The organism is Mycobacterium sp. TH-M25, from assembly GCF_057473665.1.
In genome coordinates, this window is the sequence record NZ_JBYCLA010000072.1 from 1 (window position 1) to 11873 (window position 11873).

Below are 11873 nucleotides of genomic sequence, written 5' to 3' on the forward strand. Positions count from 1 at the left end.
GCAGCAGCGATTCGCGAAAAGTCGAGCCCGGCGGAGTCGGAAATACTCCGTCGACCGACGAGTAGCTGTGATGGTCCAGCAGCGCGCTGATGACATCCGCGTGGCGACTAAGCACCCACGTGTCGGTATCAGGGGCGTGGTACACGGGTGCCTCGTCACGTAACTGCCGGTAGACAGGGTAGGGGTCGTCCTGAATTTCCGGGTCAAAGGGATCGTAGCGAAGTTGTACCGTCGACATAGCGTCTCCTGCCACATTGCAGAACGTCGGTTTAGACTGAGAGTTTAAACTGAGGGGAGGACTTTTATGCGTAAGATTCCCGCCCAGATTTCCGAGCGGTTGCCGGCTGCGGCCGAACTGTTTGCCGAGCGCGGACTCAACGACACCAAGATCGAAGACGTCGCCGCCACCACGGGCATCGCCAAAGCCACGCTCTACTACTACTTCGCCGGCAAAGAAGAAATACTCGCCTTCCTGCTCGAAGACGTCCTACAACACGTCGCGCACGAGGTCACCGCGATCGTCGAGGCAGGCGGCGCCGCCGCCCAACGCCTGCACGCCGTCATCAGTGCCCAACTGCGCGTTATGGCCCAGCGGCCCGCGGTCTGTCGCGCCCTCATCGGAGAACTAGGCCGCGCCGCCCGCATGCCCGTCATCGCCGACATGATCAGCACTGCCTACTTCGAACCCGTCGAAACCTTGCTTCGCGCCGGTGCCGCCGACGGCTCACTCGTGGCACTCGACAAGCCCAGAGCTGCCGCCATCGCCCTATTCGGAGCGGTCACCATCAGCGCACTGACCTACCTCATCACCAACGATGCACTCAACGAAGAGCTAATCGCGCGAACAATTCACGACGTCGTGTTTACCGGCCTACGGCCACGCTAGCCACGTCATTGGCAATCTGGGACCACCCGTTGTGCTCGAACAGACGACCTTCTTGGAGCATCTTCTGAAGGTCTGCTACCGCGGCGGCTTGGCGCTGGCCGACAACCACCCATCACCGAGTGTCGGGATCACCGTCCTCGGCCGCACCACTTCGATGGCCGACCACATCGACATCGACATCGATCGGAAGCGGCCCCCACCGAAGACCGCCACACCCAGGGTCGTGTCGGCGATTCGATGCGTAATATGCTCTGTAACAACAGATTCGACCTCCCAGGCGCCGCCAGGGTATCCGTAGTCATGTCGTCAATTTGTCATTTAGCGCGGGACCTCACAGGGCAACGGCAGCCAGCCGGGCGCGGCGGCCAAGGCTACTCGGTAACACGTCGTCATCCGGCACCGGATCTCGTTAATCACTATTCAGCGGTAATCGAGCCGGAGACGCTCGTGTCTCGCGCACCCCACGACACCTGCGGCGGACCATCGCCAGCACCCATCGCCAGCAATCCCAACCGACTTGACGTGTCCGTGCCCGGCGCCGTCGACGTACTGGACCATGCCGGCCACCTGCAGGTCGCGTACCCGCGCTTCCACCCAATGTCAGCCGTGTCGACTAGTCTGGAGGGACTTCGCTGGAGGTGGTGTTTGGAGTGACCGAGTTGCAGAAGGCCAAGCGCCGGGTCAAGGCCGTGCGCGCGATCCGCCGTAGCACCGAACTCGAAGGTTCCCGCAGCACCAACGCCACGCGCGCCGACCAAGTCGCCTACGCCCGCGGGACCATCACGGCCGCCGAGCTGCGCGATCGCGTCCGGCGCCGGTACAACGTGAAGTAACCGAGCCTGGAGTGCCGCATCCGTGGGATACCGGCGATCTCGAAGAGAACTGGCAAGGCTATTTCATTCCCGGCACGAGCATTCTGAGGAACCGAGTCGGCGCCCGGACGCCCGGGGCGCTGCAGGATGCGGAGAACGACCTCGTCGAGGCACGTGTTATCGAACTCCGCGAGGCCCCCGAACTTCTGGGTGACCGCACCTATGATCTCCGGTTCCTGCGCGCGATTCACCGCCAGCTCTTTCAGGACGTGTACGTCTGGGCCGGTGATGTGCGGACCGTCGGCATAGAGAAGGGCGGTGAGTCCTTCTGCCCCCCGGGTAGTATCAGTCAGCCGATGGCCCATGTGGCTTCAGAGGTTCACCGGCTCAACGGGCTCAAGGATGTTCCCGAGGCTGGGCTCGCACCCATCGTCGCGTACCTGTACGACTACGCGAACTTCGCCCATCCCTTCCGGGAGGGCAACGGCCGTTCCACCCGCGAGTTCTTCGATCTCCTGCTCTCGGAACGCGGCGCCGGACTCGACTGGCAGAAGACGGACCTGACCGAGTTGCACAGCGCATGCCACTCTGCGCGAGCCGAATCCGACCTCGCAGGGCTGACGGCGATGTTCGCGAAGATACTCGATCACGACCCCGCATATGCCTTCTGATCTGGGATAAGTCAAAGCGCGGCTCGCGCTGACGCCAAGGCGACCAACGGGTAGTGACATTGATGCCTGAGGCGCAGGTTATCCCTCTTCTCCTGTCAAGCGTCAAATGCGGCAGCGTGTCGCACGCGTATCTGTAAATTTAATTATGTTGTGTTGCGGTGGAATTCGGCTACAACATGTCGTTTCCGTTGACGCCTAGGTTCGGGTCCTGGGCCCAGCACATATAGCGCGGCCGCCTACCCAACGTTCTGATTCCGCCGCCATCGGTGGACCTCGGAGATAACCTCGGTCCTGCTGATGCGGCCGTCGCGGAATCGCTGAAAGATGGTGTCGCTGTTGGGGTCTATCCGGCCGTATCTAAGCGGTAAGGCGGCTTCGGCGACGTCAATTCCCGCTCGTGAAAGCTCTGTGGCCAGGTGCGGGCGTTGGCCATCTTGTGTAAGCCGGATCCATTCGATGATGGTGTCGTCCTCACCGTCGAGTCCATTTAGCTGTTCGCGGACCCACTGTTGGTGGAGGGCCTTTGCCTTCTTGACTTCCCAGGCGTAGTAGGGGCCTGCTGGTGCGCCAAGGTGGTGCGGTCGGGCAGGGACGATGACCTCGTCGAGCAGGGCTTTGAGAATAGGTGCCATCTAGCTGTGCTGAGGAGTTCCGCGGGTATTGACCGGTGAGGGCCGGTCTTTGATCCGGGCAAGGTCGGCGGCGAAAGATAGCTCGGCGGATCGGGCATCCTTAGTCGCGGCCGATCGGCCATACATTTTGGAATCGACCATGCCTTCGGTGGATTCCTCTGTGGCCGTTGATATCTCCGCGGCGAACTCACGCAGCATCATCCTAACCACCGGTGAGGCGACCCTTGACGCGGCCGACTTGACGTATTCGCCACGCTCGTTAAGAACTGTAATCAGTTGGCTGGAGGTCCAACCCAGCTGTTTGGCAAGTTCGTAAACACGCATCATTTTGCCGATACCTGTTTCCTAGTTCCGGGCCTTGTGCCGGAGGCACTTTGACCGGATGCGTTATTGCGCTTGTGCGCGCGCTGCCGAGCCTTGGCCAAGATTTCCAGTGCCGCCTGGAGGACCTCGGGATTGGCCATGCCCGCCTGTAGATCATCTTCGCGCAGGAAGCCGGTGGCGTTGCATACCAATCCGCCCACGATGTAGGTAAGCCGCGCACTCTCTGGCAAGTCGGCTTCAAGTACACCTTCCCCCTCAATCATCCGCAACATATGACGGCGGCGTTGACGGCTGAGATTTGGCACGACCTGACCTGTGGCACTGGCGGTTTCACTGTCCGTGCGGGCTGACGGAAGGTTGGGACCAGGGGCAGCCCCTCGGCGCCCGGGCTTGGTTGGCGCCAGATACCCTCGGCGCCGGGCCATGGCAATCCAGTCGCGGATCGTGGCTTCGGGACGATCGAATATCTCAGACATACGCTTGAGCGCACCTCGACCACGCCCGGCCTCCCGAACGTAAGTCTCGGCCACATCGACGAGCAGCTCGTCACGAAGTTCGGGCCGCCCGCGGCGTCGGGCGGCGGATGTCGAGGAGTTCTCCAAGGCGCGACGCTGTTCGTCAGTCAGTTGATCGGGCATCAGGTTTGGGCCGGGCAACGATCTAACGCCCTCCGTGCGCCACGAATCGTCAGCGAGCTGACGTTCGGTTCGCGTGATGATGTCTCCGAGCGGGACGCGGCGTAAGACATCGCTGTTGATTAGCGTCGGCGGGTCTTGACTGTCTGGAAGCTCGACGCTGTCAGGGGGCGAGTAGTTGTCGTGCTCATCGAAGTAGCCCCAGTAGCGCCGAAAGAGTTCAAGCTCGGCAACTTCCAAACCCCGACCACGATTAACTAGCACCGCATACACTGGGGTTCCCCAGAAAAAGTGGACGCGGTTAGCTTGCTTCCGGGGTGACTTTCAGCGTGTGCTCGTAGGTGATGGGTGAGCGCATTCCGATTGCTGAATGTCTACGTCGATGATTGTAGAATCGCATCCAATTGTCAACTGCTGCAATCAATTCGGCCTTGGTTCGAAAAGTATGTCGGTAGTAGTACTCATGCTTGAACGTCGACCACAGCGATTCGGCGCCGGCGTTGTCCCAGCAGATGCCGGTCGCACCCATCGAGCGGCGCAACCCGTGCGCCGACGCCGCCGCGGCCTGGTCATGGGCGGTGTATTGGCTGCCGCGATCCGAGTGCAGGATCACCCCCTCGACGCGGCCGCCGCGGGTGAACACTGCCCGGTCCACCGCGGTCGTGACCAACTCGGTGCGCATGTGATCGGCCACGGCCCAGCCCAGGACCCGGCGGGAATGCTCGTCACGGATCGCGCACAGGTACATATCGCCCTCCCCGCAGCTCAGGTAGGTGATGTCGGACGACCACACCGCGTCGATGCGGCCCTGATCAAAGCGGCGGCCGACCAGATCGGGCGGAAACGACGCCGCCGGATCCACCACAGTGGTGGTCTTGAACGAGCGGGGACTGATGCCCTCGATGCCCAGCTCGGCCATGATCTTGGCGACGGTGTTGTGCGAGACCTGCTCGCCTTCGTCGTGCAGATCCGCGGTGATGCGTGGCGAGCCGTAGGTGCCGCCCGAGGCCTTGTGGTGCGCGGCGATCTTGACTTCCAGGTCCCGGCGGCGCTGGAGCGCCGGTGTGGGCTCGGGATCGGCCAGGCGGGCCAGGTGCTTGTAGTAGCCCGAGGTGGACACTCCCAGCAGCGCGGCCATGCGGGTGACGTCGGAGGCGGCGCACTCTGCGGCCATGAGCTCAAACCGGCTCACCTTAGATGCTTGCCCGCAAAGTACGCCGAGGCTTTTTCCAAGAATGCGATGTCCTTGGACTGCTCGGCCACCTTCGCTCGCAGCCGAACCAACTCGGCACGCTCATCAGGTGAAAGCGGTTCATTTTCACCAGGATCAGGTAATCGACCACTGCCGGCAGCCGACACCCGCCGACGTTCCTCACGCACCCACTTGTGCAACAGGTTCTCGTGCAGATCCAACTCACGGGCAACCTCGGCGACCGGCCGATTCCCGTCAATGACCAAGTGCGCGGCTTCGACCCGGTACTCCGGGGAAAACGAACGCCGAGGACGAGGCATAAGAACATCCTTCCAGGGGACCACCGTCCCGCTATCTCAGATGTCCACTACTTCTGGGGAACCTCAATCAGGATCGCGGATGAAATCGATTTTGTCGCTCTGCCCCATAGCTTAAGAATAAGCCCGCAGGACAGCTTAAGAGCGGGGAAAAGGTGCCGAGTTAGCCGGCGGAATAACTCAGCGCTAACGGTCTGATGCGGCGAAACTGCCTCAACTCCTACTGCCTGGCTGCGACTTCGGCCGGGGCCCGGCCACGAAGACCAAACGACCGGGAGATAGCCAGGGTTGCGGCTCGCCTTCAAGGTCGAAACGGCGAACGGCGGGCCGACGATTGACCGCGCCGATTCGTGCTCGACTCGGGAGGTTACCTCCGGCCCGGAGGGCTGCATGGTGGTGTAGGTCGTCGCAATCGTGACGTTGGACCCGGGACGCCCGGGCGGGCACTCCCCTGCCTCTGGCGGGAGACACGCCTGGGTTTGATGGATAACTGCTGATATCCACCAGAAAGTGCGATTATTGCAATTGTGGCGAAGACCTCTCCTACGTCTAGTACAGGCTCGACCGTAGAACCGGACTACCCGCAGTGGTTCTCGGCCTTTCTGGCCGATCGCGCGGTACGCAAGCCCTCCCCACACACAGCTAAGGCATACCGGCAAGACTTCGCCGCGATCGCTGAGCTCTTGGTTGGCGACCGCGCCCTGGTCAGCGAGCTACCGGCCGGCGCTATCACGAAGGACGCGATGCGAACAGCGTTCGCCGCCTACGCCGATAATCACGAGGCCTCCTCGATCCGGCGCTGTTGGTCGACATGGAACACGTTGTGCAGCTTTCTGTACACCAGCGAATTGCTTGAGTCCAATCCCATGCCGCTGATAGGTCGCCCCAAAGTCCCCAAGTCGTTGCCGAAAGGCCTTGGCTCTGAGATGGTCTCGAGTCTCCTGGCGGCGATCGACGCCGACTCCGGCTCGCGCCGTCGCAGCGACTGGCCGGAACGCGACCGGGCCCTGGTGCTGACGGCACTACTGGCAGGGTTGCGAGCCGACGAGCTCATTCACGCCAACATCGGCGACATACGAACCACGGATGATGGCGGAGTTTTGCACGTCCGCGGCAAGGGCAACAAGGATCGCCGGATTCCTGTGGAAGATGGTCTAATTCAGGTTCTCGAACGCTATCTGGACTCGCGTGCGTCCCGATTCCCGAGAGGCACGAAAGGCCGTCGCGGGCGAGCTGGGATTTCGGCATGGCCTGCGAGCGCTGCGCTGTTCGTCGGCACCGACGGTGAACGGATCACCCGCGGTGTGCTCCAATACCGGGTCCTTCGGGCTTTCAAGAAGGCCGGCATGAATAGCCAACGGGCTCGCGGCGCCCTCATCCATGGGCTGCGCCACACCTTCGCCACAGAATTAGCCAACTCAGACGTAAGCGTGTACGTGTTGATGAAGCTACTCGGGCACGAATCGATGGTTACATCCCAGCGCTACGTCGATGGCGCTGGCGCCGAGAACCGCGCTGCCGCAGCACGTAATCCCCTATACGGCCTCATCGAGCCGTAGTCCGCACGCATGTGTGTCCGCGGCCTTTTGCCGCGTATCTACGTTATGTCACCAGTGAACTACCGCAGGTCCATAAACACGTTGCGCTACAGCGCATTTCGATTTCTAAAAAATGCGATCGAATGAAAACGCTGCGGTCAGTCAGCATCATTCGCGGCTGAGTGCAGCAGGCCGATGATCAGCGGATGTGGGTTGTCCGGTGTGCTCGAGGTCTGTGGGACGAATAGCGTTGCGACGAAGAATCGAAGGTCAGGGAGTTCGAGGATGCGCGGTTCGCCATCCTGGTCGGTGCCTGACACAACGAGCCCGGCGGCTGTCAGGGCTGGCAGATGGTCGAGGTTGAGGCCAAAGTTGCAGTAGTACTTTTCAGCGGCAGTGTGTTGCTTGTAAAAGCGAGCAGTAGTGGTGTTCTCACGCACTTCGACAGTCATCGTCTGGCCCACCAGCGAACAGCTCAGTGCCGTGATGAATAGGTCCGATGCATAGGGGTCGTACTCCGCGTGAGCGGCGTCGCTAAATCCCAGCACGTTACGGGCGTATTCAAGAACCACGTGCTGGTATCCCCCACATGTGCCGAGAAGCGGGATGTCGCGCTCGCGGGCGTAGCAGATCACCTTAAGTGCGCCGGCCATGCTGCGGTACGGGCTGCCCGGGGCGATCCACCAGCCGGCATAGCCGGCCAGGTCGTCACTACTCATACACTCGGCAACATCGGTGGCGATCCATTCCAAGGCGACCGACCGGCTGGCGGCTTCCGCGCATTGAGCATGCTCGACGGCCGGCGCGATAGTGCTGTGCGGATCGAAATTTGGTTGGAACTCGCCAACGATCCCGATGCGCGTCGGTGCCATGGCGAAAATGCTGCCACACCGGCGCCTGCGGACACATCGCGTTTTTTGCCGAAGGATCGGAAAAGGTCTTATGCTGGGTAGCGCCGCAGCAAGGTGCGGCAGTTGTAGCTATCTGGTCCGGGTTGCTTGCTGAGTTAAGTGCCGGTCTTTGGTCTTGGCATCGCGCGACGATTCGCGCCAATTCATCTGGCAGTCTGGCCACGGTCTAAAAGCGTCGTCTGTCCGGGCTACCTGTAGCGGCCGATCCCGCTCAAGTCGAAGCACTGCTTCCCCCCTAACACAAAGGAGTTAACGATGACCGCTGCACTGACCCCCGGGCGTCCGTTCGCTGGAACTGAGCGACAGCTGCTCGTGGATACCTTGCAACTGCACCGCTCCGAACTTCTAGTTGCGGTCGACGGCCTGTCTGAGGCGCAGGCCCGCATGCACTTGGTGCCCTCGCTGACGACACCAATCGCCCTGGTGAAGCATTGCGCTGCAGCGGAACGGATTTGGTTTCAACGCACCCTGGCAGGCCGGCGCGTCGAAGACTGCACCGGCCAAGCCGTCGGCGGCGACGGCAGCTTCCACGTCGCCGACCACGAAACCCAGGCCCAGGTTTGGCCGAATACAAAGCGGCATGCTCGACGTCAGATGACATTGCCGCCCACCACAGTCTCGACGACACCGTCCACCACACATCACCACAACCTTGTCGGCGCAGTAAGCCTGCGCTTCATCTACCTCGGCATGATCGCCGAGGTGGCTCGCCACGCCGGCCACGCCGACATCCTCGTTGAGCAGATCCGGGCAATTCCCGACAGCCCCGCATCGATCTAACACAGCGGGTCTTCCCCATAAGGATTGACAATCTTGCTTAAGGTTGACTGTCATGTGCTATGTTGTTCAATCATGAGCGATATGGACGCGGAGTATCTGACCGTCGCACAGGCCGCGGCCTACGTCGGGGTTTCCGCTGCAACGCTGCGGCGGTGGGATACGGCAGGAAAGTTGGCCGCCGTACGGCGGCCGAACAGCCAGTACCGCTACTACCGGATCACCGACCTGGAGCCGTTTCGCCTCGAATACAGCGCAGCCGAGAGCGCCAAGGACGCTACGGCGGGCTTCTTCGACGCGGCCCAGGCGAAAATTGGCGGCAACGCCCAGCTACGCGAACCGCAAAAAGAGGCCTACGACTCGGCCGTGGAGCACTTCGCAAACCACGAGACGGCTGCCATCATTCAACTGCCCGTTGGCTGCGGCAAGACCGGCGTTGCGGCCATCCTGCCGTTCGGTCTGTCCCACAAGCGCACCCTGGTGATCGCGCCGAACACCACCATTCGCGAGGGCCTGTACGCGGACCTGAATATCTCGAACGCGTCGTGCTTTTGGAAGCGAACCGGGGTGTTGGACTCTTTCACCTCGGGCCCCTTCACCGCGCTGGTCGACGGCCCGAGAGCCAACATCGACGACTGCATCAACAGCCACATCGTCGTGGCCAACATCCAGCAGCTGGCCAGTAGTACCGACCGCTGGCTCTCGCAGTTCCCGAACGATTTTTTCGACCTGGTCATCATCGACGAAGGCCATCACGTTGCCGCCGAAAGCTGGCAGAAGGTGGTCCGGGCTTTTCCGCAGGCCCGGTTCGTCAGCCTGACCGCGACCCCTTTCCGCTCCGACAACAAGGACCTGCTCGGCGATCTGATCTACCGCTACCCCTTCACCCGCGCGATGCTCAACGGGTACATCAAACACATCGTGTCCGCCTCAGCGCACCCGGCCGCGATCACCTTCACCGACCGCGATCAGACGACCACCTACACGCTGGAGCAGATCCTTGACCTCAACGAGGAAGCCTGGTTCCGTCGGGGCGTGGCGCTGTCAGACGAGTGCAACCGCCACATCGCGGAAAAGGCGGTCGAAAAACTCCGCGCACTGCAGGCCGCCACCGGATTTCCCCACCAGATCGCGGCGTCAGCCATGTCTATTGACCACGCCGATCAGGTCCGGGCCATCTTCCAGGAAATGGACTTGCAGGCCGAGACCGTCCACAGCGGCCTGACCGACGAGCGCAAGGCCGCCGTCTTCGCCAAACTGCGCAACAACCAGATCGACGTCATCGTGCAGGTGGCAATGCTCACCGAAGGCTTCGACCACCCGCCGCTGAGCGTCGCGGCCATCTTCCGCCCGTATCGATCACTGTCGCCCTATATCCAGTTCGTGGGCCGCGTGATGCGCACCATCGACCAAAACGATCCCAACAGCCCGAACAACCAGGGCTTCGTGGTCTCGCACGTCGGGCTCAACAACGAGGAGCAATGGGACGAATTCCGCGACCTGGACGCCCCAGACCAGCAGACGGTGGCCGCATGGACCCGCGGTGAGGGTGAAAGTTCCGCTCCCGCAGGGCAAAACGGCGACAACAACCAGATCGCCCAACGTTTCGACGACCCGGTGGCCAAGGACGAGCAGATCAGTCATTTCCTGAACCGCTCGTTCCTCGATCCCGGTGACGACCGGGTCATCGAGCAGATGCTCGATACCCCAGGACCTGGCGGATTCACGTTCCGTCAATTGGGCATCAGCGCCGATGCCCTACGAGCGCAGTTCGCCCACCGGGGTGCCCAGCAGGAGGCGCCGGCGGATACCGTGCCGGTGCAGCCACAGGTACAGCGCCAGACCCTGCGAGGACGGCTGGACTCCCGGTCGAAGTCCGTTCACCAACGGATCCTCACCGACATCGGAATCCCGCGCGCCGGATATGACATCAGCCGAGCCATCAAAGGCGTCCGCGGCAACAACGCCGAAGCCCTGTACGTCGTGCTGAACCGCGAGATCAACAATTTCGTCGGAGAACCGAACAAGACCCGGGACCGCTGGACTCTCCACCAGCTACAGGCCGCCTACGACTCGCTGGACCAGATCGGTGACCAGGTAGTCGAAACCATTAAAACCGCGATAGGGGAATAGCCCATGGCCGCAATCAAGAACGTCCTCAAGCACCTCAGCACCGAGGTCGCCGGGCGGAAACGCAAGTGTTTTCACACCAACAAGCACCAAATCCTCAAGGGCGAAACATGTTTGGTGGTGCAAGATGGCCCACAGAACCAGACCACCTACTGCGCCGTGTGCGCTGCGGACATTCTCGCCAAGGCGAGCCAGTCACTATCTGCGCTGTCCGCCGACTTCGCCAAGGAGCTCACTGCCTAGTTGCGGCTATCCCGTGACATAGTTGCGCGGCGCAGTCACCGAACGACAGTTGCAACGGCCTCTCGGGGCCGGGCGGGGCCTCAGTTGCCGCCGAATGTGAAGCCGAGCTGTCCGTCCACGTCCGCGGTCTGCTGGCCCTGGTCTGCCTCCGAGTAGTTGGGGCTGCGCTGTACGTCGTTGGCGTTGGGGCCAGGCCAGGTCACTCCGGCGGCGGCGAGGTCGGTGTAGCTCGCCACCGGTTTGGCGAGGATGGCGTTGAGCAAGTCGGCCTGCGCGGGCTCCAGCTCAACGAGGCGACTGAGCACCGACAGTAGGTCGATGAGTTCGCCGTTCCACTCCGTCGGCCAGGTCGTGGCGTTGATGTCGTCCAGAGGGCTGGTGCGGCGGCCGGTCGGGTTGGCCTTGCGGTAGTTGAACCAGGATTTGACGACTTCTCGGCCCCCGACGGTGTAAGCCCAAACCGCTTGCGGGACGGGTCCGAATGAGCCTCCGCCGATGTGGATGGTGGCGGTGTCGGGGTCGTAGGTCATTGCGGTCGGCATGGTGTTGACTGCGGTCAGGTTGGTGACGCGGTGCGGGTCACCCGCGGGGTATCGGACGTCGCTGCCGTGGATAGCGGTGAACCGTTCGGCGTAGGTGTGTAGCCAAATTGTGTGGCGGCCGAGGTCGATGGCTTGTTGGAGCAGTTCGGGGTCGGTGGTGATCGGTACGCGGATTCCGGGGGTGTCCAGTTCTTCGGTGAACTGTTCGGTGAATCCGGGGTGGGCGGTGACGCCGGCGATGTATGCGATCAGGTCCTCGGCGG

General features: G+C 62.1%; 14 protein-coding genes and 1 pseudogene. 7 read left to right on the forward strand and 8 right to left on the reverse strand.

Annotated features, from left to right (window positions below; translation table 11 throughout):
- Positions 1-238: pseudogene (locus AC2VOU_RS02630) on the reverse strand (cytochrome P450); the annotation flags it as partial.
- 66 nt (positions 239-304) lie between these two features.
- Between AC2VOU_RS02630 and AC2VOU_RS02635 the strand changes: the two are divergent.
- The 3 genes from AC2VOU_RS02635 to AC2VOU_RS02645 all read left to right on the forward strand — a co-directional run bounded on the left by AC2VOU_RS02635 (position 305) and on the right by AC2VOU_RS02645 (position 2369).
- Positions 305-886 (forward strand): TetR/AcrR family transcriptional regulator, encoded by a 582-nt coding sequence (locus tag AC2VOU_RS02635; protein ID WP_486955959.1) that lies wholly within the window; start codon positions 305-307, stop codon positions 884-886.
- Between the two features lie 650 nt (positions 887-1536).
- Positions 1537-1719 carry an antitoxin VbhA family protein gene (locus AC2VOU_RS02640; protein WP_486955960.1) on the forward strand — a complete coding sequence of 61 codons (183 nt, stop codon included), beginning with the start codon at positions 1537-1539 and terminating at the stop codon, positions 1717-1719.
- Positions 1720-1730: 11 nt separating this feature from the next.
- A complete protein-coding gene (locus AC2VOU_RS02645) occupies positions 1731-2369 on the forward strand; it encodes a Fic/DOC family protein (protein ID WP_486955961.1) in 639 nt (212 codons plus the stop codon).
- A gap of 236 nt (positions 2370-2605) precedes the next feature.
- Here the strand turns inward: AC2VOU_RS02645 and AC2VOU_RS02650 are convergent, their stop codons facing one another.
- The 5 genes from AC2VOU_RS02650 to AC2VOU_RS02670 all read right to left on the reverse strand — a co-directional run bounded on the left by AC2VOU_RS02650 (position 2606) and on the right by AC2VOU_RS02670 (position 5472).
- On the reverse strand, positions 2606-3001 hold the full coding sequence (locus tag AC2VOU_RS02650) for a hypothetical protein (RefSeq protein WP_486955962.1): 396 nt from the start codon (positions 2999-3001) through the stop codon (positions 2606-2608).
- The gene (locus AC2VOU_RS02655; protein ID WP_486955963.1) at positions 3002-3328 is read right to left on the reverse strand and encodes a translation initiation factor IF-2 N-terminal domain-containing protein; all 327 of its coding nucleotides are present in this window, start codon (positions 3326-3328) and stop codon (positions 3002-3004) included.
- Positions 3325-4200: a hypothetical protein gene (locus tag AC2VOU_RS02660; protein WP_486955964.1), complete on the reverse strand. Its 876-nt coding sequence runs from the start codon at positions 4198-4200 to the stop codon at positions 3325-3327. The genes AC2VOU_RS02655 and AC2VOU_RS02660 overlap by 4 nt, the downstream gene beginning before the upstream one ends.
- Positions 4201-4261: 61 nt before the next feature.
- Complete coding sequence (locus AC2VOU_RS02665) at positions 4262-5152, reverse strand: IS3 family transposase (protein WP_486955965.1); 891 nt, start codon at positions 5150-5152, stop codon at positions 4262-4264.
- On the reverse strand, positions 5149-5472 hold the full coding sequence (locus AC2VOU_RS02670) for a transposase (RefSeq protein ID WP_486955966.1): 324 nt from the start codon (positions 5470-5472) through the stop codon (positions 5149-5151). Before AC2VOU_RS02670 ends, AC2VOU_RS02665 begins: the two co-directional genes overlap by 4 nt.
- 740 nt (positions 5473-6212) lie before the next feature.
- Here AC2VOU_RS02670 and AC2VOU_RS02675 point away from each other — a divergent pair.
- On the forward strand, positions 6213-7028 hold the full coding sequence (locus AC2VOU_RS02675; protein ID WP_486955967.1) for a tyrosine-type recombinase/integrase: 816 nt from the start codon (positions 6213-6215) through the stop codon (positions 7026-7028).
- A gap of 137 nt (positions 7029-7165) precedes the next feature.
- Here AC2VOU_RS02675 and AC2VOU_RS02680 read toward each other — a convergent pair whose 3' ends face one another.
- The gene (locus tag AC2VOU_RS02680; RefSeq protein WP_486955968.1) at positions 7166-7879 is read right to left on the reverse strand and encodes a CTP synthase C-terminal region-related (seleno)protein; all 714 of its coding nucleotides are present in this window, start codon (positions 7877-7879) and stop codon (positions 7166-7168) included.
- Positions 7880-8173: 294 nt separating this feature from the next.
- Here AC2VOU_RS02680 and AC2VOU_RS02685 point away from each other — a divergent pair, with 294 nt between their 5' ends.
- The 3 genes from AC2VOU_RS02685 (at position 8174) to AC2VOU_RS02695 (ending at position 11068) form a co-directional block, all read left to right on the forward strand.
- Positions 8174-8698, forward strand: a complete 525-nt coding sequence (locus AC2VOU_RS02685) for a DinB family protein (protein ID WP_486955969.1) — start codon at positions 8174-8176, stop codon at positions 8696-8698.
- 72 nt (positions 8699-8770) lie between these two features.
- Positions 8771-10828 carry a DEAD/DEAH box helicase family protein gene (locus tag AC2VOU_RS02690; RefSeq protein ID WP_486955970.1) on the forward strand — a complete coding sequence of 686 codons (2058 nt, stop codon included), beginning with the start codon at positions 8771-8773 and terminating at the stop codon, positions 10826-10828.
- Positions 10829-10831: 3 nt separating this feature from the next.
- Entirely contained in the window at positions 10832-11068 is a 237-nt protein-coding gene (locus AC2VOU_RS02695; RefSeq protein ID WP_486955971.1) for a hypothetical protein, read from the forward strand.
- A gap of 80 nt (positions 11069-11148) precedes the next feature.
- Here the strand turns inward: AC2VOU_RS02695 and AC2VOU_RS02700 are convergent.
- The coding region (locus tag AC2VOU_RS02700; protein WP_486955972.1) for a type ISP restriction/modification enzyme at positions 11149-11873 on the reverse strand (725 nt) is incomplete at its 5' end.

Coding starts and splice junctions, on each gene's coding strand:
- AC2VOU_RS02635 (WP_486955959.1), top strand. CDS start 305: ATGCGTAAGATTCCCGCCCAGATTTCCGAGCGGTTGCCGGCTGCGGCC.
- AC2VOU_RS02650 (WP_486955962.1), bottom strand. CDS start 3,001: ATGGCACCTATTCTCAAAGCCCTGCTCGACGAGGTCATCGTCCCTGCC.
- AC2VOU_RS02655 (WP_486955963.1), bottom strand. CDS start 3,328: ATGATGCGTGTTTACGAACTTGCCAAACAGCTGGGTTGGACCTCCAGC.
- AC2VOU_RS02670 (WP_486955966.1), bottom strand. CDS start 5,472: ATGCCTCGTCCTCGGCGTTCGTTTTCCCCGGAGTACCGGGTCGAAGCC.
- AC2VOU_RS02675 (WP_486955967.1), top strand. CDS start 6,213: ATGCGAACAGCGTTCGCCGCCTACGCCGATAATCACGAGGCCTCCTCG.
- AC2VOU_RS02680 (WP_486955968.1), bottom strand. CDS start 7,879: ATGGCACCGACGCGCATCGGGATCGTTGGCGAGTTCCAACCAAATTTC.
- AC2VOU_RS02685 (WP_486955969.1), top strand. CDS start 8,174: ATGACCGCTGCACTGACCCCCGGGCGTCCGTTCGCTGGAACTGAGCGA.
- AC2VOU_RS02690 (WP_486955970.1), top strand. CDS start 8,771: ATGAGCGATATGGACGCGGAGTATCTGACCGTCGCACAGGCCGCGGCC.
- AC2VOU_RS02695 (WP_486955971.1), top strand. CDS start 10,832: ATGGCCGCAATCAAGAACGTCCTCAAGCACCTCAGCACCGAGGTCGCC.